Origin of the sequence: Streptomyces prunicolor NBRC 13075, assembly GCF_000367365.1 — a bacterium.
Taxonomy (GTDB): domain Bacteria; phylum Actinomycetota; class Actinomycetes; order Streptomycetales; family Streptomycetaceae; genus Streptomyces; species Streptomyces prunicolor.
Window position 1 is genome coordinate 85,814 of record NZ_BARF01000092.1, and the last position, 21,141, is coordinate 106,954.

The 21,141-nt window shown below is 64.9% G+C and carries 19 protein-coding genes; 10 read left to right on the forward strand and 9 right to left on the reverse strand.

Features of this window, described 5'->3' with window-relative positions; all coding sequences use genetic code 11:
- Positions 1–2: 2 nt before the first annotated feature.
- The gene (locus SPR02S_RS60905) at positions 3–557 is read left to right on the forward strand and encodes a flavoprotein (protein WP_174447592.1); all 555 of its coding nucleotides are present in this window, start codon (positions 3–5) and stop codon (positions 555–557) included.
- A 503-nt stretch (positions 558–1,060) separates the two neighbouring features.
- A complete protein-coding gene (locus SPR02S_RS39140; protein WP_019062481.1) occupies positions 1,061–1,279 on the forward strand; it encodes a helix-turn-helix domain-containing protein in 219 nt (72 codons plus the stop codon).
- A 187-nt stretch (positions 1,280–1,466) separates the two neighbouring features.
- On the opposite strand, the gene SPR02S_RS39145 is transcribed toward SPR02S_RS39140, so the two are convergent.
- A complete protein-coding gene (locus SPR02S_RS39145; RefSeq protein ID WP_019062482.1) occupies positions 1,467–2,132 on the reverse strand; it encodes a YdcF family protein in 666 nt (221 codons plus the stop codon).
- A 229-nt stretch (positions 2,133–2,361) separates the two neighbouring features.
- Between SPR02S_RS39145 and SPR02S_RS39150 the strand changes: the two genes are divergently transcribed.
- Positions 2,362–3,564, forward strand: coding sequence for a helix-turn-helix domain-containing protein (locus tag SPR02S_RS39150; protein WP_019062483.1), 1,203 nt, complete (start codon positions 2,362–2,364; stop codon positions 3,562–3,564).
- 560 nt (positions 3,565–4,124) lie between these two features.
- Entirely contained in the window at positions 4,125–4,712 is a 588-nt protein-coding gene (locus tag SPR02S_RS65855) for a helix-turn-helix domain-containing protein (protein WP_078623131.1), read from the forward strand.
- 190 nt (positions 4,713–4,902) lie between these two features.
- On the opposite strand, the gene add is transcribed toward SPR02S_RS65855, so the two are convergent.
- From add to SPR02S_RS39190, 8 genes are read right to left on the reverse strand one after another with little or no spacing between them, the layout of a single operon-like run.
- On the reverse strand, positions 4,903–5,925 hold the full coding sequence (gene add, locus SPR02S_RS39155; RefSeq protein ID WP_063746294.1) for an adenosine deaminase: 1,023 nt from the start codon (positions 5,923–5,925) through the stop codon (positions 4,903–4,905).
- A gap of 36 nt (positions 5,926–5,961) precedes the next feature.
- Positions 5,962–7,242, reverse strand: a complete 1,281-nt coding sequence (locus SPR02S_RS39160) for a nucleotide sugar dehydrogenase (RefSeq protein WP_026151258.1) — start codon at positions 7,240–7,242, stop codon at positions 5,962–5,964.
- A 6-nt stretch (positions 7,243–7,248) separates the two neighbouring features.
- Positions 7,249–7,713, reverse strand: a complete 465-nt coding sequence (locus SPR02S_RS39165; RefSeq protein WP_019062486.1) for an NUDIX hydrolase — start codon at positions 7,711–7,713, stop codon at positions 7,249–7,251.
- A 25-nt stretch (positions 7,714–7,738) separates the two neighbouring features.
- Positions 7,739–9,013, reverse strand: coding sequence for a DegT/DnrJ/EryC1/StrS family aminotransferase (locus SPR02S_RS57335; RefSeq protein ID WP_019062487.1), 1,275 nt, complete (start codon positions 9,011–9,013; stop codon positions 7,739–7,741).
- A complete protein-coding gene (locus SPR02S_RS39175) occupies positions 9,010–9,963 on the reverse strand; it encodes a phosphotransferase (RefSeq protein ID WP_078623132.1) in 954 nt (317 codons plus the stop codon). The genes SPR02S_RS57335 and SPR02S_RS39175 overlap by 4 nt, the downstream gene beginning before the upstream one ends.
- A gap of 8 nt (positions 9,964–9,971) precedes the next feature.
- Positions 9,972–11,666, reverse strand: a complete 1,695-nt coding sequence (locus SPR02S_RS39180; protein WP_019062489.1) for a carbamoyltransferase family protein — start codon at positions 11,664–11,666, stop codon at positions 9,972–9,974.
- A gap of 5 nt (positions 11,667–11,671) precedes the next feature.
- Positions 11,672–12,757, reverse strand: a complete 1,086-nt coding sequence (locus SPR02S_RS39185) for a hypothetical protein (RefSeq protein ID WP_019062490.1) — start codon at positions 12,755–12,757, stop codon at positions 11,672–11,674.
- Complete coding sequence (locus SPR02S_RS39190; RefSeq protein WP_078623133.1) at positions 12,754–14,043, reverse strand: radical SAM/SPASM domain-containing protein; 1,290 nt, start codon at positions 14,041–14,043, stop codon at positions 12,754–12,756. The genes SPR02S_RS39185 and SPR02S_RS39190 overlap by 4 nt, the downstream gene beginning before the upstream one ends.
- A gap of 755 nt (positions 14,044–14,798) precedes the next feature.
- On the opposite strand from SPR02S_RS39190, the gene SPR02S_RS39195 reads away from it, so the two are divergent.
- From SPR02S_RS39195 to SPR02S_RS59625, 6 genes are all read left to right on the forward strand, one after another.
- Entirely contained in the window at positions 14,799–14,990 is a 192-nt protein-coding gene (locus SPR02S_RS39195; RefSeq protein WP_019062492.1) for a hypothetical protein, read from the forward strand.
- Positions 14,991–14,999: 9 nt separating this feature from the next.
- Positions 15,000–16,190: a JmjC domain-containing protein gene (locus tag SPR02S_RS39200; protein ID WP_019062493.1), complete on the forward strand. Its 1,191-nt coding sequence runs from the start codon at positions 15,000–15,002 to the stop codon at positions 16,188–16,190.
- Positions 16,124–16,957 (forward strand): aldo/keto reductase, encoded by an 834-nt coding sequence (locus SPR02S_RS39205; protein ID WP_019062494.1) that lies wholly within the window; start codon positions 16,124–16,126, stop codon positions 16,955–16,957. The genes SPR02S_RS39200 and SPR02S_RS39205 overlap by 67 nt, the downstream gene beginning before the upstream one ends.
- Positions 16,957–17,790: a protein kinase family protein gene (locus tag SPR02S_RS39210; RefSeq protein WP_019062495.1), complete on the forward strand. Its 834-nt coding sequence runs from the start codon at positions 16,957–16,959 to the stop codon at positions 17,788–17,790. The genes SPR02S_RS39205 and SPR02S_RS39210 overlap by 1 nt, the downstream gene beginning before the upstream one ends.
- Before the next feature lie 522 nt (positions 17,791–18,312).
- The gene (locus tag SPR02S_RS39215; protein WP_020684257.1) at positions 18,313–20,439 is read left to right on the forward strand and encodes an RNase A-like domain-containing protein; all 2,127 of its coding nucleotides are present in this window, start codon (positions 18,313–18,315) and stop codon (positions 20,437–20,439) included.
- A gap of 21 nt (positions 20,440–20,460) precedes the next feature.
- On the forward strand, positions 20,461–21,117 hold the full coding sequence (locus SPR02S_RS59625) for a contact-dependent growth inhibition system immunity protein (protein ID WP_026151259.1): 657 nt from the start codon (positions 20,461–20,463) through the stop codon (positions 21,115–21,117).
- Positions 21,118–21,141: the final 24 nt, after the last annotated feature.

Genomic DNA, 21,141 nt, shown 5'->3' on the forward strand with positions numbered 1-21,141 from the left:
CGATGCAGGGCAAGGTGCTGGGCGTCGTCGGCTCGAGCGCCGGCGGTATCGAGGAACTGCGTACAGGGCTCGTGGTCCCGGCACTTGAACGGGGCTGGACGGTTGCGGTTACGCTCACCCCGACCGCAGGTCAGTGGCTCCGTGTGAACGGAGAAAGGGCGGAGCTTGAGGCTCTGACCGGCCTTTCCGTACGGTCCGAATCACGTCTGCCGGGTGACTCTCGGCCGCATCCGCCTGTGGACTGCTATGTCGTAGCACCGGCAAGTGCCAACACGGTCGCCAAGCTCGCCCTGGGGATCTCGGACAACCAGGCGTTGACACAGGTCAACGAAGCAATTGGAGCATTGGACCTCCCGGTAGTCGTCTGGCCTCGTGTGAACGCCGCGCACGCTCGCCACCCGGCATGGGAAGGGCACATCAAGGCCCTTCATGATTCGGGGGTGCGGTTGATCTATGGAGACGAGGTATGGCCGCTGGCCGAGCCGCGGGCTGGGATGCCTGGGCGTCGGTACCCGTGGGAAGCGGTCCTACGCGAGGCCGGCAAGGCAGTCTCCTGACATTCCATCAACAAGCCTTGGAAATAAGATGAATTGGACCCGGACAGTCTGTCCGGGCCCTTCGTCTTGACTGGCGCCAGCCTGAGGGCATCACCGGCTAATGGAGGGGACGGATGCCCGATCAGGGACTGAGTGCGACGCTCCCCGGCGCAACGACTTGGGGCGCCGCATCGAAGAGTAGCTCGAACGCTCATACGGGTGCGATGCGTGGTAAGGACTACTCATCTCGACGCTCGCCTGGTGCCGCCCCAACGCCGTCGGACACGGAGCTCAGCACCGCGAGCGCCGCGAGAAGCACTCCCACGCCGACCGGCCGCACCCGGCTCTGCAGCAACTGCCGATGCCGCCTGAGTCGGTACAACAGGGAAGATGTCTGTTCCGGCTGCGCTCGTCGCGAGACAGCCGTACAGCCTGCGCGCCCTTTCGTTCCGGCCCATGTATGGGCTTGTCAGGACGTCAGAGACGCCCTGTTACACAAGGACTTCGGCAGACTGTGCCAACTCGTGCGAGAGTACGGCCACCTCCGTCAGGAGGACATTGCCCTCATCACGGGGCTGAGTCAGGCCTTTCTGTCGATGCTGGAATCTGGTCAGCGCCGCCTCACCAACATCGACCGGATCGTCGTGCTCTTGGAAGGCCTGAACGCACCCGTCGACATCACGGGGCCGATGCTCCGCCCCATGGCTGCCGCTCCGGGCTCATCTCTGCGGACAGCCTCCTGATACTCCACCTCAGATCGCGATCTTGCCCTAAGACTGCAGTGGCGAGTAATCGCATCGCGTGCTGCGGTCGCGCGCTAGCATGCGGCCCTCATGGATCACGGTTGGGGTGGCAATTTCTCGCCACAGTCGATCAGCAGTGGAGCTTGCGCCTGACCGTCACGCTTGGCTCCACGCGACATCCACCTGATCATGCCCGTTCTGCCTCTTCTGGCACGAGTCGGCTCGTGAAGCCGTCGCGACGCAACCGTTCGAAAGCCGCCGCCACGTCGTTGGGAATCTCTTGCTCGATCATGAACCCTTGCCGTGGGTACACCATGAGCCGCTGCTGGGCCCCCACCAGCATGTCGATGACCAGACGGGCGTCCTGGATCGAATCGACGTAGTCAGAGAGCGCCATGGGCGTGGAGGCGCTCACCCACTCGACGTCCGGCCAGAGCTTTCGCGCTGTCGCATAAGCCCGTCGCTCCTCGTACGGCTTGCTGACCAGCAGGACCGACGAGACGGCAACACGCTGTTCTTCGAGGAGAGAGCGGGAGAAGCGGATGTTGTCGCCCGTGTTCCGGGCCTTCGGCTCGACCATGATGGCACCCTCAGGAACCCCAAGCGCCACCGCCCGATCCCGATAGTGTTCGGCTTCACCGCGGGGCATCCGCTCACGCGTCGTACGGCTGGTTGCTCCGGTGAAGACGATGAGAGGCGCCATGCCACGGTGGTAGAGGTCTGCGGTGGTGTCGGCCACCCCCAGGTCGTGGCTGCCGAGTCCGATCGCCACGGAGCAAGGGCGCGGCTCGTGACCCATCTGCTGGAAGTCCCACAGCCGCCGAGCATCCGCCCATGCCTGCGTTGAGATCACTTGCTCTCGCCCTCCATGTTCGCCGAGGACAGCTCCCCGCCGTTGAAAACGTACAAGACCCTGTCTCCCCCGCGTCACTCGGAACCCGGCCGACGACGAGCACGCCCCCGATGGGATCAGCCTACGTTCCAAAACACAGACGCCCTCAGACGATGGTTCTCCTGTCCCGCGCGCTCACGCCGTGTGAAACTCGATTGAGCAGCCTGAAGGGAGCACGTCAATGCGGGGGATGACCGACCACCTTCCGTTCGGCAAGCGAGTCCGGTTCTACCGGAAACGCCGGGGTCTGAGCCAGCGGCAGCTCGGCGAACTTCTGGGGCGTTCCGAGGACTGGGTGTACCGGGTCGAGTCCGAACGCATACCGGTGAACAACGTGAAGATGCTCGCGGACCTGGCACACGCTCTGCGAGTGCACGTTGAGGACCTTCAGGGCACGCCGACGCTCTTGGACGACCGCGGTCGTCACGCGGCCAGCATCCCGGCGATTCGCACCGCACTCATGCAGTCGCGACGGCTGGCGGGCTCGCTGTACGACGGCCGTGAAACCGTGCGCCTCGAACGTCTCTCCTTCGCAGTCGACGAAGCCTGGCGGCTCTATCAGAATTGCCAGTTCGCGCGCCTGGGAGAGTGCTTGCCCGGGCTACTCGCGGACGCCCGGCTGGCAACACAGGAGCGCACGGCTGGCGCCGAACACGTCGAAGCACTCCGGTTGTTCGCACTGACCTGCCACGTGGCAGCAGTACTTCTACGAAAGTTGGGTGAGACCAACCTGGCCTGGACCGCTGTAGACCAAGGCGACATGGCAGCCGCAGAGTCCGAAGACCCCGCCACAATGCTGGCGCTGCGCCGAGGTGTCGCACATGTTCAACTCGGCGCCGGCATGCCAGCAGAGGCAGTGAACGTCACCCTCGACGCGGCAGACGACCTCGAACCCGGTTGGTGGCGCTCCACGCCGGCTTCTCTCTCCCTGTACGGGACCCTGTTCCTCAACGGAGCCGTCGCAGCGGCCCGGATGCGGAACCGGGCGCTGGCAGATCACATGATGGGTAAGGCCCAAGAAGCAGCGCATCTGCTCGGCGGCGACTCCAACGAGATGTGGACCTCCTTCGGTCCCGGCAACGTAGAGATCCACCGGCTGGCGCTCGCCCTGGAATTCGAGGACGTTCAACTGGCTGTGGACGTAGCGCCGAGAGCCAGAGCGGAAGGACTGCCGGTAGAACGACGGGGGCGGGCGCGACTGGATGTTGCCCGTGCCTATGCCGAGGTAGGTCGGACAGATGAGGCGATAGACCATCTCAAGCGCGCCTACCGAACCGCTCCCGAGCAGATCAAGGCACATGAGTTCGCTCGGGACCTAGCTCGTCGGCTCCACAAGCGATCCCGCCGTCAGGATGTCCAGGACCTGGCCGTGCGGCTCGGCGCTATCAAGTAGAGCCCGCTGTAGGAGAGGTTCGACGGCAGACCCGGAAAATTCTTCCGGGTCCGCCTCCCCATCGGCTTCTACGGTCGTTGCGACCAAGCCACTTGTACGGGGAGGCATCGGAGTGCCTGTGACCCATCGGCCGGATGATGACACCGGTCCCGAGAGCAGCAGTGCGGTGGTCCTCCGCTGGAGTCGCCATCCGCGCTGCGTCGGCCTCGCGCGTCGTGAACTCGGTATCACGCTGGACAGTTGGGGTCTCTCAGGTATTGAAGACTCAGCTGTCCTCGTTCTCTCAGAGCTCTTAACCGACGTGGTACGCCACGGTAATGTGCAGCCGGGAACGGAGATCGAGACTCGGTATATGCGAGTCCGAAGTGGCCTGCGCATCGAGGTGTCCGAAACAGTTCACGAATCCCGTCAGCTGATGGCAAATAGTTCTGAGTCAGATACAGATCCTCGGCGGAGGATTGTGGACACACTGGCCGACCGCTGGGATATGAACGACCCTTTCGGGCTTGGTGCGTCGGCGTGGGCAGAGCTCGATTTCCCGTCACAGGTCGGCGCCCTCGATGTCGACTGATGCCCGCCATCGCTCGCCGCTCGTCTTAGCAGAAGACGAGGAGACCCGCAGGATCCCGACGCTCGCAGGCGAAAAACCGGTTGAGACGGGAATCCGGAAAGGCAGCCCTTCGCCCCCGTCCCCCGAGACGGACGCCGCCGAGCGGCACGGACGCCAGTGTCGATGGTGTCGACGCCCCCTGAGCCGATACAACAATGAACCGTACTGCAGCTCTTGCTCGCGACACGCACCAGCTTCCCCTTCGCCGCAGCTCCAGGTGGCGCCAGAGGTTTGGAAGCGAGTAGACGTCCGGGAAGCTCTCGGGGACCGCGACTTTGGCCGAGTATGCCACCTTGTACGAATCGAAAGCGCGCTGCGCCAGAGCGATATGGCGGAGCTTACGGGGCTCAGTCAAGCTTTCCTGTCCATGTTGGAGTCAGGGGTACGAAGACTCACCAACATCGACAAGATCGTCGAACTACTCGCCGGACTCGATACTCCGGCGGAACTCACCGGACCCATGCTCCAACCGACGGTGGCGGAAGGCAGACCACGTGGCCGGTCACTTACAGAGAGGAAAGAGGAATGGTCGGCGTGACGCCCGGCCATGCAGACCACTCCAGCGATATCCAGAGGGCACTGTTCGCCTGGCAGAGAAGGGGGCGTTAGGGCCAGTTAGGGCACAAAACTTCGGACGACCCGCGCAGTTGGCCGGCGCGCCCGACACCCTGGGATTCGACGAGATCGCCGGAGGTAGCTGATAAGCCCGTCCGCCAGATCTCACTGCCTTACCGTCCGCCGAGCCAGGCATCGATGCCGTGCAAGGCCGGTGTGAGGACGTGGTCGGGTGCCCCGGACGACTGGATCGACGCGCGGGCCAGTGCGGCCAATTGTGAATCCGTCAGCGCCAGTTGTGAACGCGCGAGGCGATACTCCGCGAGCAGGCTGGTCCCAAGGAGCAGTGGATCATCGGATCCCAGGGAGCAGCGCACTCCGGACTCCAGGAGGCGCGGTAGCGGGTGCTCTTTGATGTGCTTCACGACTCCCAGCGCACGATTGGACGTCAGGCATATGTCCAGGGTGATCTGTGCGTCGGCGAGGCGCTTCAGAAGGGCCTGGTCCTCAATGGCCCGGACGCCGTGGGCGATTCTGTCAGGGGCTAGCGCGTCGAGCGTGTTACGCAGTGTCGCTCCGCCCGCGAGTTCTCCTGAGTGGGGCGCGACGATGATGCCTGCCTCCCGGGCGATCGTAAAAGCGTCCTTGAAGGCTTCTGCAGAGCCAGCTCTCTCGTCTCCGGCGAGTCCCAAGGCCACCACCCCGTGGCTGGCGTACTTGACGGCCAGTCGTGCAAGGTTTGTGGCGTGTCGAGGGTCGCGGTTGCGGCTGGCACTGAGAGTGAGTCCGAAGCCGACGCCGAGGGTCTCTCCTGCCGCGTGCCCGGTCTCCAGGACGAGGTCGAGCACTTCGTCGACTGAGCCGAGTGTTGGGGCATAAGTGGTCGGGTTGAAGTGCGGCTCGACCCATACGGCTCCCGAGAGCGCCGCGTCCTCGACGACCTCGCGTACGAGTCGACGAAGGTCGGTTCTGGTACGGATCATCTTGACGACCGCCCGGTAGCAGCACTGGAACTGGTCGAAGGAGCTGTAGTTGCCGAGCTGAGGAGTCGGCTCTCCGTGGGCGTCTGACAGGTCCGCGAGGGTCTCGGGTCGCATGGCGCCCTCAAGATGGAGATGGAGATCAGCCTTGGGTAACCGTGACAGGCAGCGGCCGCCCTCGGGGATATCGCGAGACGCTGAGGGACTCTGGACCATGGGCTTGTCCTCCTCGGGAGCGCGGGCGGTAGCGGGTCAAAGGCGCTCGATGTTCTCGCCGCTCAGGCAGGCCCGACAGTCCAGGGCATAGACCGCGTGCTGCTCGACAAGCCGGAGGTCGAAGGCGTCGTGATTGGTCAGCAGGACCACGGCGTCGGCAGCGGCCACATTGGTCGCTGTGAGATGTGCGTGGTGAGCATGGGCGTCGAGGTCGAAGGGTTCCTCGACATGGGGGTCGACAACCTGGATCTGCGCGCCCTGGGCGATCAAGAGTTGCGCGATAGCAATGGCCGGCGACTGCCGGGTGTCGCCTGTGTTGGCCTTGTAGGCGAGGCCGAGTAGGAGGATGCGGGAGCCCATAACTGGCAGGCCGCGGCGGTTGAGTCCCTCGGTAAGGCGTTGCACGACGTGGGTCGGCATCGACGTGTTGATCTCATCCGCCACTTCCACGAGGCGCAAGGCGCTGCCTGTCTGGCGCCGGACCTGCCAGGACAGGTAGGTGGGGTCGATGGGGAGGCAGTGTCCGCCGACACCGGGGCCCGGTGTGAAGCGCATGAAGCCGAAGGGTTTGGTGGCGGCTGCGTCCAGTGCCGCCCAAATGTCCGTGCCGAGTTGCCTGCAGTGGGTGGCAAGTTCGTTCACAAGGGCGATGTTGACCTGGCGGAATGTGTTCTCCAGGACCTTCGCCAGTTCAGCGTCGCGGACGGCGGCGACTTCGACGACAGTGTCGACCAAGCCACGGTAGAAGTCACCTATGGCTGCCAGGGAGGACGCGTCGATCCCAGAGACGATCTTGGGGGTGTTCTGGAGAGTCCATGTCCGGTTCCCGGGATCGATGCGCTCGGGGCTGTAGCCCAGATGGAAGTCCGCGCCCCCTGCCAGCCCGGATGCGGATTCCAATAGCGGCTGCAGGATGTCCTCGGTGGTTCCGGGATAGGTGGTGGATTCGAGGATGATGACGCAGCCGGGGCGCATGTGCGGTACGAGCATCCGGCCGGCGTCCAGGACCGCGGATAGATCCGGTGCGCCGTCGCGCAGCGGGGTCGGCACCGCGATGACTGCGATGTCGAACCCAGCCAGGTCGTCTGAGCACGCGGTCGGCGTGTAGTTGCCGTTCGTCAGGGCGTCCGCGATCTGGTCCGCCGTCACATCAGGACCCAACGGCTCCGCTGCCTTCAGCCGTTTCACGCGTCCGGCGTCGATATCGAACCCGATGACACGGTGGCCGACCTGTGCCGCCCGGATGGCCAGCGGAAGACCCACATAGCCCTGGCCGAGTATGACCGTGCGGCGACGTCGGGAGCTTGCGTCAACCACCGACGATCACTCGGCTGACAGAGGCAGGTCGCCGGCTTGCAGACGCTCGTGAAGTTCGCCGAGAGCCGTCCGATTGCTGTCGAACCGCAGTGTCTCGAGAGCCCCCTTGTAGTCCAGCCACTGAACATCGGTGTGCTCGTGGGAAATCTTGATCTCCACGTCGGTCAGGTCGGTGGCGAATGAGTGTTCTGGAACGACGTAGGTCCCGGCAGGCCAGCTGTCGCGATCAGCGAAGAACCGCGCCGGGATGCTGGCCCTAGTCTGCAGCGGGTACAGCGGGACCAGTCGGTCGAGGCCGAGTTCTTCACGAGCCTCGCGTACGGCAGCCTGCTGCGGAGTCTCGCCGACCTCGCCGCCACCGGCCACAGCCTGCCAAACGTTCATGTCCTCGCGTCGCAGCACAGCGAATTCGACCTGGTCGCCAACCCGGCGGAAAGGAACGACAAGGACTTGAAAAGGGGCTCGGGGCATCGTGGCTCCTTGACTAGTGATGGGGTCAGACGTGGATCCGGCCGAGTTGACGCTGCTCTCGGCGCAGATGGTGACGATTCTCGTGGATCTTCTCCACGGCACGTACGACATCGGCGAGTTCCGTGGGCTCATCGAGCAACAGCCCTGATCCGGCTGCCTGCCCAAGCAACACCAACCTGGCGCAGGCCGCCCGAGCCTGCGAGGCCGAGGCTGTCCGTGAGCTGGAGTAGTCACAGTTGGTGGCGTCGGCGTAGATCGGTTCATCGGGGCAGGCGACGAGACTGCGGCGTGAGACAGGTATGCCCTCTGCCCGCAGCGCGGCGCGGAAGACGCTGACCGAGGCGCCGCCGATACCCGCGCCGTCGAATGCCTCGCTGTCGAATGTGAAGGCGAAGGAGAGCCGGCCGTGCGCGGTCACCCGCGGGTCGAGATCAGCGGGCATCGGTACAGGTCTCAAGCCGGGCACGCCGGACAACTCCGAAGCGAGGTATGCCGCACCTTTGGCTTTCGCGGCCAGGTGATCCTTCAGACGTGCCAGCTGGACACGCAGGATGGCGGATTGGAATTCACTGAGGCGCAAGTTCCAGCCGAGTTCGGGGTGGTCACCGGTGCCGCCGGGAGGTCGGCCGTGATCGCGTAGAGAGGCGATGCGTGCGGCGAGTTCATCATCGTGGGTGACGACTGCCCCGCCTTCACCGGCGGTGATGTTCTTGGTGCTGGCAAAGCTGAACACCCCGATCGTGCCTAAAGATCCGGTCTGGTGGCCATTCCACGTCGCTCCGAGAGACTGGGCACAGTCCTCAACGATCGGAATGCCGTACGTGTCGGCTACGGTGCCCAGGCTGTCCATGTCGGCCGGGTGCCCGCCCAAGTGAACGGCGATGACTGCCTTCGTCTTCTCGCTGATCGCGGCCTTCACCGATGAGCTGGTGATCGTGTGGGTGGCGAGATCGACGTCGGCGAAGACTGGTATCCCTCCGAGTAGGGAGACCGCTGTTGCCGTCGCCACGTACGTCATAGCGGGGACGACGACTTCGTCACCCGATCTGATACCCAGGGCCCTCAGAGCGATCATCAAACCGGCGGTGCCGCTGGAGACCACGGCCGCATGGGGCACTTGGAGGTACGCGGCAAGCTCGGTTTCGAAGGACTCTCCTTGTGATCCGCTGTGGATGCCGCCCCAACGGCGGCTGTTGAGGACATCGGCTAGCACGTCGACCTCTGCCTGATCGAACTGCGGCCACGTCTGGAAGGGGCGTGTGCGCAGGGGCGGTCCGCCGAGGAGCGCGAGAGTGGTCATGGACGTACCTCCTCCGCGACCCTGCGCAGGAGGTCACGATGCTTGATGATCCAGGTCAACCTCTGGTGGCGGGCTCCGGCGAAGGCGTGCATGCCGCGGATCTCGCCCTCAGGTGTGGTGAAGGTCCGGGTCTCGGCCGCCTGCACAGTGATGTACAGGTCGATCATGAGTGCTCGGTCCGCCGCCGAGATCGGCGTGATGGCGTGATAGGCGCCCAGATAAGACCGGAATGTCCGGTCCAACAGATGGGCAGGCAGCTCCGGATTGACGGAGGCGACGTAGCCCCGAACGACTTCGTACGGTCGCGGGAAACGTGAGACCTGGTCGAAGTCGATGAACAGATGCCGGCCCGCGGTGCGGGCGGTGGTGAGCAGGTTGTCCGGCCGAGCGTCACCGTGGATCCAACTGTGGTGTGTGGTCGCCACTGTCTTTGATTCCAGGCCGTAATCCGCGAGGATCCGCAGGCGCCAGCCAATGACCTCGCGGCAGGCTTTGTCCTGCGTCCGCCGCAGAATCCGCTCCAGGCCCAGGGCAGGAGGAGAGGGCAGCTCAAGGAAGTCCGTGCAGAGGCTGCCGGGACGGAAGCCTTCAAGCCGCACGTGGAGTGCGGCGAGCGCGACAGCGAAGTCGGTAGATTCGGGCGGACATGCTGGATCGATGTAGTCGGTAATCATGTAGGTGGCATCGTTGATCTTGGTGGTCAGCTGGCCGCTCAGCGTCAGCCGTACCGGCGGAGCCAGTCCAGCGATCGCCGCGAACTGGTGGGCCTCTGCCGCGAGCCGAGTGCGCGCCGCGTCAAATCGTCCTCCGAACCGTTTGACGGCCAGTGTCCCTTGACTGGTCGGGACCACGACCGTGCTTCCGACATGCCCACCTGGCAGGGGCCGTGCAGGTCGGCGCGCCTGTAGCCCGAACTGGCGCAAGCACGCGGACAGTTCCTCCGCATCCATAGTCGTAGTCACTTGGTGAGCACTCGATTCCCCAGGACGAGCAGGTCAAGGCCCGAGGAGTAGAAGGTGCGGATGGCGTCTTGAGGTGCGCACACGATCGGTTCCTCGGCGAGGTTGAACGAGGTGTTAAGGACCGCACCGACGCCCGTGAGATCGCGGAACCTACTGATCAGCTGATGGAAAAGCGGGTTGGTGTCCGCACTCACGGTCTGCGGCCGTGCGGTGCCGTCGACATGTACTGCAGCTGGAATGAGGCTCTGTGCTTCGGGCCGCACAGGCAGCGTTCGCTCCATGAACGGCACCGGGGGTTCGGATCCGAAGTAGGCGGCGAAGTCCTCGGCGAGCACGGCCGGTGCGAAAGGCCGCCACGGTTCGCGGAACTTCACCGCGTCGTTCACCTGGTCCCGCATGTGCGCGCTCCGAGGGTCAGCGAGGATCGATCGGTTACCCAGCGCACGTTGGCCGAATTCCATACGGCCCTGGAACCAGCCCACGATCTTCCCCTCGGCCAGCGCATGGGCGGCAGCGGCGGCCGGATCCTCCACGGCCGGCGCCCGCAGCTTGGCGCGCGACAGCACCTCGTCGATTGATGCCTGGTTGAAGGAGGGCCCGTAATAGTTGTGGGTCATCGCCGGACCACGATCTGCACCAAGCAGGACACAGTGCGTGTAGAGCGCCGCTCCGATCGCCGTACCGCTGTCGTCCGGGCAGCTTGAGATGAAGATCTCGTCAAAGGGAGTCGAAGACGTGATCTTCCCGTTGAAGACGGAGTTCATGAAGCTCCCTCCGCCCAAGACGGCTCTCCTCACCCCAGTCTGCCGGTGCAGGTTCATGAGCAGGTACCGCAGTGCGTCCTCGAGCACATGCTGCACAGCCGCCGCCACGTCATGATGCCGACTGGTAATCGCCTCACCCGGCTGCCGTGCCGGACCGAACCGGTCGATGAACGCGTCACTGACCGCGCCACGCGAGGGGCGAAGGTAATAGCCAAAGTAATTGAGGTCGATACGGACGGTGCCGTCCTTGAAGTCGACAAGATCACGGAGCGCCTTGTAGGCGGCTGAGTCGGGATCCCCGTAGGCGGCCAGTCCCATGACCTTCCACTCGTCGCGGTCAATCCGGAAACCCAGGTACTGGGTGACAGCGCCGTACAGCAGCCCCACCGAGTGGGGGTAAGGAATGGTGTCGACCGTGGTGAAGGTGGTCCCGTCCCCGATCGCGCTCAGCGCGGTGCAGTCCTCACCCCGCCCGTCGACTGTCAGGATCGCGGCCGACTCGAAGGGGGAGAGGAAGAAGGCGTTCGCCGCGTGGGCGTCGTGGTGGTAGACGTAGTCGATCTGTAGGGGCTTGTCCGCAGTCTGGAGGATCTGGGTTGCATGCCCCTGGTACGGCCCATCCACCAGGGGGGCGAGATTGTTCGGAATCGAGTAGAGGCCCTCTGGGTGCCATCGGGCACGTCCGGCGTAGCGGCCGTCGGGCACGCTCAGATCGATCGCCGGGTTCGTACTGACCGCGACCCGGTCGACTCCGCGCAGACCATCGGGGACAGATGACAGGCAATAGTCGATGGCGCGGGCGGGGAAGGCCCGAGTGTGCTTGCTCCGGATGAAACGCTCTTCGGCCGCGGCTGCCACGACCTGGCCGTCCTCGATCAGCGCGGCGGAGGAAATGTGCAGATCACTGGCGATACCGAGGATGCGCATCTCTCTCACTCTCCTATCGGTGTGCGGCACATGAGATCTTCGATTAGTCGGACGGTCAGTGGGCCCGCAGCGGGCGGTTGGATCAGGCGGTATGCGGGAACCCGCGGAATCCGCAGCGTGGTCCGGATCGCCGGGTCGGCAACGACGGCCTGTTCGGGGAAGACCGCGGCAGGTTCGCGCAGCAGGTGTCGAGCCCAAAGCGCTCGGCACTCAGCATCGTTGAGCCTCTGCAGGCGCGGTGTGGCCACTTGCGGATCAAGGTGTGGCTCGATGGCCATGCCAAGACGGCAGCGTGGCGTCACCATGCTGTCGACGGCTGCGGCCAGTTCCTGCGGCCGGACCTGGAGACGGGTTTCCTGGTCGCTCCGGACGTCGATGTCACCCAACCGCTGCGACCATCTGCGCTTTAGAAACGCTCGCAGCGGGCCTTCTGCTAGGGCGAGCACACTGCCCGCACGGATCCCGACCTGTATGGGGAAGCCAAGCGCCACGATGGAGTCGGAGTCCGTGCCGGGCGCCAGGGCGATCTTGTCGTTGCTGACCAGTGTCGCCTCTGGGTGGTCCAGGGCATGTAGAAGAGTTGTCGTCTTGCCGGCCGTACGAACTCCGATCAACGCCACGCCTGTTCCCCGCAGAGCGAAGCAAGCCGCATGGAAGAACGAGTAGCGCATGGCTAGCAGTTCACGCAAAACGAGCGCGCGCAGGATCCGTACCACCAGCAGCACGGACTGGTCCGAACCGACCGGCGGGACGAGATGGACTGCTCGGCGCCGGTCATCCACCAGGCAGATCGTTTCCGAAGCCGAGGGGAGAACGACTCGCCGCAGCGTCGGAGCGAGCCGCGCGTGATGGACCGAGCGCCACAGGTTCGGAGGCAGATCATGGACGAAGAGCCGCGCCTGGGCCGGTGACTGAAGACTTCCGAAGTAGCCCTCCGTGTACCAGGTGACGTAGTCGACGATCGGCGAGGGTGCATTGATCTGAACCACGGCCTCCGGAACACCGAGGTGTTCCCGTCGCCACCCTGTGGCGCCATGGTCCGCCCAGGTGTCGAGTTCGTCGCTCGACAAACTGCCCTGCACGGAGGTCACCCCTCGATCGCGTAGGCGCCGCCCTCAACGAGGTCGGCCACGTGTTCCTCCAGCCGATCGATGCCGCTGGCCGCGACGACGCTCTTGGCCTCTGCCAGGAGTCGGTTGGACCGATTCTTGAACGGGTCACATACCTTCGGGCAGATCACAGGAAGCCTGCCGCGGAGCTGCCGACGCAACTCACCCTCCCAGACCTCGGCGAACGGCTGGTCCAGCGCGCTGCCGTAGCTGAATCCACCGGGGCGGGGGTGGTAGTTGCACGGGTACAGACAGCCGTCTGAGCCCACGGCGGCCATCAAGTCGGTGATCGAGCAGGTCGAACACGACCGGGCCATCTCGCCTGTTTGGCCGACCCGGTGAATCTCGAGCAGCCGGAAGCTGTCGGTCTCCAACTCCGCGCGGATCCGCCCGATCAACTGAGCCGCGTGACGTGCCTGGTCGTGGCTCAGAGGGCGCTGCCCGGAATTGTCCTGCTTCAAGCGCAAGCTGTCTGCACCTGCCGCACGGATGAGTTCAGCGGCGGTATAGACCTCGTGGAAGTTCTCCGGATACATGACGAAGGAGGTGTTGATCTCCACGTCCGATCCGGTTTCGGCTCGCCGCTGGACAAGCCGCGCCAGGTTTGCGAGAGCTCGCTTGAACATGGCCTTGCCGGCCGGGCGGCCGCCGTACTTCAGCTGGGCGTAGGTGTCCGGGGTTCCCGCGTCGATACTGATGTGCACGTACCCGGCTGGAAGCAATGCCTCGATGCACGCGTCGTCCATCAGCACGGCGTTGGTGAAGATCCCGTAGCGGATGCCGCGCTCGGCCAGAAGATCGAATGCAGGTATCAAGGCCTTGCGGGCGACGAGTGGTTCGCCAATCAAACCGGAGAACGACACGGCCTCCACCTTGAAGACGCCCGAGCAGTCCTCGCCCTTCTGCCTGTAGGGCGCCTCGACCTCGTAGTCGACAATGTCGCCTACGAGCTTGAGCATGTTTGCTGGCACCGCCAGATGGTCCGGGAGCCGATCGACAGCGTTCTTGGCCGCATCGAGCATGACCAGTTGCTCTTGCTGTTCGTCCCATAGCTCCAGAGGGACATGGTCTCCGATGCACCATGCGCATCGGAGGTTGCACCCACTGGAGGGGTGGATCAGGACTTCGTACGGCGGGACGACCGCGCCCTGCGATACAGCTGCGAAACGCGCCCAGTGCCGTCGGAGCACGTCGAGCTCGTTGAAGCGGCCCGGTAGATCATTACGAACGTGCGCAGCGAGAGGATTCGTCTCCAGAGAACTTGCCATGCGTAAACCCCTGACCGTTGTTGGCTGCTTGCCAGCGGATGGTCGCCGTGGTGTCAGAGCGGGCTGGTGAGCCACGAAAGCTAGCGGTCTGCTGACGGCCACGCATATCACCGGGGAGATACGGCTCGGTGGGGACGGCGCAATCCTGTCGGTGATCCACTCACCGAACCTGTGGTTACCAAGAGGTGTTCCATCGGCGTCGCACCATGGTGATCGTCTGGGCGTTGAGAGCCGACCAAGTCCTACGCTCCAGGCCTACGAGGATCTCCAACCAGCCACCCGAACTCAGGGGCGCCCAAGGCGTCCAAAGTTCGACGGTGTAGTGGTACGCCCTGCCAGCCCGTCTAGGCCCTGTGTCTCCGTGTCCTGATATCGACGCGCCCCGAGTCTTGGGGGCTCTGGCGGCATGACAAATGCATCTCTCTAGATCACGGGAGAGATATCACGACCGTAATGTGCGAACTTCCCCTGTCAGAAGCAGGGTTGAGTCGGGAAGGTAAGCCACCCCCGCAAGCAATCGGCTGTCGCACCGAAGTACGTCGTTCCAACACGACCAGCTGGCTAGTACCGCACAGCAGAGGCGTACTGCGCCGCAGACGAGCACCGCCCTAGGTACCACTCGATGCGCCGTGGAGGCGGGGCGGTTTCTGGCGCCCATCGCGCCAGATTGGACCACCACTCAGCGGCTGCACCCCCGCAGTTGCAGGATCCCCAGGCCACTCGCTTACCGAGAGGTCCGATGAGAGGAGTGTCGAGTGACCACTACCGCGAAGAGTACGAAGGCCAAGAAGGAGGGTGGCGGTAACAGCGTCGGTCTGCTGGTCGCCGTCGAGCAGCTCGCCGTGGCCCACGACCGCAGCGAGGCGGAGCGGTCCGACATCACCAGCTCGCAGAACAGCGCCGGTGATGACGGGGACAACCGCGACCTGAACCTGCCCAAGGAGTAGGGGGAACCCATGGAGCACCGGCTCGTCACAGGTATCGAGAAGGCGTTCGGCTGGGGCGGGCCGGGGCCCGTGGGCACCGCGTTCGCTCGCGGGCACCTCGCCGACCCGGACCTGATCACCCGGCTGATGACCCCGAACCGGCTGCTGGAGACCATCCGGCACCACCACCTCGCCACCCCCCAACTGCGCTGCTACGCCGAGGGAGACGAGCTCCACCCCTCGCTCTTCCTGTCCACCAACGTCAACCGGCGCAGGCAGGCCGTCAGCCAGGCCGACATGGCAGCTCTCGGCCGGATCCTCAACGACGGAGGAACCGTGGTCCTGGACCACGTCGACTCCTTCGATCCGACGCTGGAGGTTGCGTGCCGCGCCCTGGGCTGGTGGTCCGGCGAACTCACCTCCGCCAACGCCTACTTGGCCGTCGGTGACACGGATGGCTTCAACCTGCACTGGGACGACCACGACGTGATCGCGGTCCAACTCTCCGGCGAGAAGTCCTGGGAGGTCCGAGGCCCCTCCCGTCCAGCACCCATGTACCGCGACGCCGAGCGCAACCGCACTCCGTCGGAGGAGGTGCTCTGGAAGGGCACCATGCAGGCCGGCGACGTCATGCACATACCCCGCGGCTTCTGGCACACCGCGACGAGGATCGGCTCCGGGGACGACGGTCACTCCCTCCACGTGACCTTCGGCCTGACGAAGCGTACGGGTGTGACCTGGGCCAACTTCCTGTCCGACGCCGCGCGCGCCGACGAGGACTTCCGTACGGACCTGGAGCGCAGCGACGAATCCGTCGATGGCGACTTGCTCGCCGCGAAGCTGACCGACCTCGCCCGCAAGTACGACCCCGCCCGATATCTCGCGGAACTGCGCGCGAACACCCCGCCCGCTCGGCACCTCCCCTACATCCCGGTGTTCGGCCCGCTCGACTACGCCGTAGCTGTCACCGAGTTCGAACCGGTCATCGCACCCGCCGGCGACACGGTCCAGGTGGTCGGCGGCGGCAAGCGTCTCACCTTCCACGGCCGCGCCGAACCCGCTCTTCGCAGCCTCCTGTCCGGGCACCCGGTGCACCTCACCGACGACGACCAAGACCTCATCACGCTCGCCGAGCACCTGATCCAGGAGGGGCTGTGCGCACCGCTGACCGCCGAATCGCTCTCGGCCTATACCGGACTGGTCCCACCCGACACCTTCTAGAAGGCGCCCTGGAGCAAGGGGTCACCGACCTCGACACCGCCTTCAACTACCACCACTTCGCCTCCCACCGAACCCTCGCGGCGATCGCGGACGACCTCCTCCCCTCGTTCACCATCTCCACGAAGGTCGGCTACTTCCCCGACGGCCACGACCTCGACCCGGCACGGCTTCGCGCGGCGGTCGAGCGATCGGCGGAGGAACTAGGCCGTACCCCGGACACAGTGCTCCTGCACAACCCCGAGTCGTCGGTCGGCGGCTTCGCCGACGCGTGCGTCGTGCTCCGGGAGATGTGCGAGGCAGGATTCTGCAAGACCTGGGGGCTTTCCACTTGGGACCCTCGGTCTCTCCTCGCGGCCGACTGGGAGATTCCGTGCCCAGACGTGGCGATGGTCCGCGCTGGCCTCACCGTCCCGGTGGGGATCCTGGACGCGGTGGACGAACTCGTCGACCGCGCGCAGATCACGGGGCTGTGGGGAATGGCTCCCTTCGCGGGAAATGCGGACGACTCGATCTGGCAGACCGTGGACACCTCCACGTTTCTCGTCTCGGGCCAGCAGTGCAGCGCGCTGCAGGCAGGCGTCGCCGCGGCGTTCGCGATCCCCGAGGTCACCCGTCTCGCGGTCGGCACCACCGACATCGAGCACCTCGCCGAAGCGGTCGGCGGCTCGCGACTTGAGGTCAACACCGAGACGGTTACGGCATATCGGTCGCTACTGCGCGAGCGGGCTACCGTGAGCGCAGGAGCCCCGTCCAGGAAGGACCAATAGTGCACGCCACCTTGGATGACCTCTCGACCGTTCCGCTTGACGACGTCCTCGACGACGTCGAGCGGCGGCTCGGACGTCAACTCAAGCGCGAGGACGGCCACTTCAGCAAGTACAACGGCACCGCCGGCTTCCGAACCGACGCAGCCACCTGGGTCCGGCTCGCCTGGCGACGTACCGAGAAGATCGACACCCAGGCCTGGACCGGCTTCGAGGCCGCAGCCGCCATCGAAGGCGTCCCCCGGCCCGAATGGTCAGCGGCAGCCATCTGGACCGACCAGGGGCGTGGCGTGGTGTGGCGTGCGGACGAGATGACGCTAGTGGAGGACGGCGCCCTGTCCCTCACCAGCGACATCACCACGGATCCTGGACTGCCCGAGCAGTGGTGGATCGACCTGCGGGCCGCCCTCATGAACCTCTCGGTGCACTCCACAGACCGCGTGTCCATGGGCCAGGCCCACCTGACCCGCCGCATCCACGAGGTCTACGGAACCGATATCGACACCACGATCACCGACTGGGCTTGCGCCCACGGTGATCTCGGCTATGCCAACCTCTGCGGCCCCCGCCTGTCGATCATCGACTGGGAGAGCTGGGGCATGGGCCCGGCCGGATGGGACGAGGCATGCCTGTGGTCCGCCTCCCTGACCGTGCCTACGCTCGCCGAACGAGTACAGGCCCTGTTCTCCAACATCCTGTCGACTCGCAGCGGCAAGCTGTCCCGCCTGCTGCTGTGTGCGAACGTCGAGCGCGCCTTTCAACGGACAGGCAAGAAGGCGCCGTTGACCGACACCATGGCCGCCGCCGCTACCTCGCTGCTTCGCGAACTGCGCTAGACAGAGCGCCACGGAGAACCTGATCTCGCCACGACCGCTCTGCCGACAAGCCGCCCTGCCCTTCGGCTCCCCCCGTAGCTGGAGGGCAGGGCTTCGTCACGACGGTTGCTAAGAACGCGTATCCCACCCACCAAAACGACCTCCACGTAGAGCGGGTGCTGACCTGGCGGCTCGCCTTCGGCGGCGGCAAGTTCGGCCACGTCAGCCCACCCTGCGCCGCCACCTGGACTGACATGCCGCCACCATGGCCCGGCCCGGACACGCTGCTGGCAGCGGCCGTCGCCCGTGATCCGGCCCGTACGCCGGTCGGGCCTGACCGGGCGGTCGGCATGTGGAGGGTCGATCAGAGCCGCAGGCTTTGGCCCCACGTCATGTTTCGCCCGGCCCAGCACGATGCTTTGCAGCCTGATTGCGGCCATCGCGCACAATCTCGCAACTCTCTTGCTGTGTTCACAGTTGACTACATAGCATCACGTTCACTATCGCGAATTTATTGTTGTTCCTGTGCATCGGGGGCCTGGCGTGACGTTGGTGATGGCGGTCGCGGCCGTCTGGGGCGTGCTGCAGATGTTCGCCGTTTCCTGGCCTACGCGCTCGGTGCGCTTGTCGACCGTGTTGCTGGCGTTCGCGATGGGGGTGTACGGGTGCGGCGTAGCGACAGCGTTGGTGGAGCTTGCCTACACCCGCCTCTACACGAACCAGTCCGGGCAGTCGCTGGTGACGGTGGTGAACACCACCAGCTACACGGTGGCTCCGTGGGTGGAGGAATTGATCAAGATTTCCCCGCTGTTGCTGGCCGGAGCGAGTGTGAAGGTTCGTCGCCAGTGGGGGCTGACCGACTTCGTGGTGTTGGGCGTGGCACTGGGAGCCGGGTTCGGACTGCTGGAGGCGGTACTGCGGTACGGCCTGGACGCAGACCGGGCGATAGCGCGCGGCGGGGGCTGGATCATCCCGGACAGCTTGTCCCCGCCGTATGTGCCAGGCCTGGGGCAGGTGTTGACGGCCTGGCTTCCGGCGCCGTTCAGTCAGCTGGACATGCTCGGCCCGCCAGCCACGGAAACCTTCTCCCACCTGGTGTTCACGGCCATGGCTGGCTTCGGCGTCGGGCTGTTGTGGCGTACACGGGGTTGGGTGCGCTTGTTCTCGGTGCTCCCGGTCGTGGCCGCTGCCGGGTATCACACGGTGAACAACTACGCGGTCCAGAAACCCACCGGCCAGGCCGCGCACTGGCTCGAATCTCTGAACGGGAAGGCGTGGGCGGCGCCCCTCGTATGCCTGGCCATCGCCGTGCTTTTCGACCTGCGCCAGATCCACCGCGGCAAACGCGCCGTGCCGGCCGTACTGCTTGCTTCTGAACGTGCTGACGGCGACAGCGTGGGAGCCCTGCTGCGTTACGCGACCTGGCGTCTGCCGTGGAGTCTGCTGATCGTCCTGCGCTACGTCAGACTGCGGCGCTCCTTGCTGTACGCCGCGGCGTCGGCGCCACTCGACGACACCGCGGAACTGCACCGGTCGGTCGTCGGGATCACTGCTCGGATGGAGGTATCCGACAACCCGCACGCCTGGCAGACGCTGAACATCCGCGCCCTGCTAAAGGCAGCCCGAACGGCCCGTGGTGTTCGGCGGCGCTGGCTCCTGGTGATCCCGTGCGTCCTCGTGCTCCCCTCGTTACTGTTCCTGGGTGTCGGCTCGTTCACCTCAACTACCGGCCTCCAGAAGTTCTTCAGTACCGGTTCAGGGCCGAAGATCCTCATGGGCTTCGGCATCGCCGCCCTGGCTTGGATCGCCTACCAACTTGCCACCTTGCTTCGCACCTGGCGGACGGCGTCGGCCCAGCCCATGGGCGAACTGTTGGCGGTCCACCGCTTCCGCCTCGGCACCGCCCTGGGGGCGGCCACCACCGGAGCACTCCTGCTGTGGCGCGGGTTCGGGGACGCCGGCCCCGGTGGCAGGGCGATCCACACGTTCCATCTGCTTGATGCGCTGGACACCTTCCTGGTCTACCTCGGCTTTGCCCTCCTCCTGCTCTCCCTGCTCGCCCTGTTCCCGCCGGGCGCTCTCGCCATCGCTGGCGGCGGGGCAATCGGCGCGCTCACAGCCGAAGCCGCAGCCAACGCCGCCCTCCTCGGCACGGCCGGGATCGTCCTCATGGGACTGGGAGCATCAAATGACTCCGGCGGGGACTACAACGCCTGGCCTCGGAGCAAACGCAAGGGGCGGGTCAAGCCCGAGCACCGGGCAGATGTCCGTGGTGATGAGGGCAAGAGCCTTGGAGGCAAGAGCAAGGCTCATACCATCGACGAGCACGTCGACAAGACCATTGACGGCATGCGCAAGCGTCTGCGTGAGAACCCTGACCTTGACGCGGACTCACGCTACGTTGACGTCGATGCGGCACAACGCTTTACCGACAAGACTCTCGCCACCAGAGAGAACCAGCGGAAGATATCTACTTGGCTGGCCAAGGGCGCGAGGCGACCGCTGCGATTGGAAGCCGAGTTTGACGAGAACACAGGACTCCACCTCACTCGCTACGACTTCACCCACGGGCAGCCAACGAATTGGGTGAAAGGGGTTCGCGTCATCCTCAAGGCTGACCCGACAGCGACGTCTGGGTACCGCATCCTCACCTCGTTCCCCCAGCCCTAACGTGCACGCTTGGAGTAACTCATGAGTCAGGCACTTCCACCAGGACAGCGATTCTATGAACTTGGCGACCTACTAAAGGCCTATACGTACACCGGCTTCACATTCTCCGACACTGCAGAGACTCCGGGCCCTGGCCTGGCCTCCTATCTCAGAATTGCCGCACGCGATCCTGTACGCGCCACAACGGCACTCCAGCAAATCGACGACCTACTCTCCGTCGGCCTCTTCTCCGATGAGATCGCAGATGAAGTAGAAGACCTGCCGCACATCCGCCCTCCGATGGGGAAAAACGTGGAGGACTGCCTGCGCATCGTCAGAGGCCACCTTGAGCGGCTCCTACAGGACCCCTCGCAAGTTCCCCAGATGAACCCACAAAACTCTTGGGAATGGAACGAGCGATTCCCTGAGTTGAGCCAGCTGCTCGGGGCCTACTTTCACCGTGATTTCTCAAACATCTACGATTCTCGCGATGAGGCTCTCGACGAGTACGTCAGCGAATCCGCACCGGAAGAACGTACACAAGGAGTGCAGGAGCTCGGCGAACTCCTGACCATGGTGTCCTCGGATCAGGAGCTCCACACTGCGGCTACGGCGCTGGGACTCGACCTTCTGCCACCGCAAGGGATGGCACTACGGCAATGGCTGGAACTGATCCAGCATAGGATCGCTGGGGCGTAGCAATGAGCACTCAATGCACGAGCA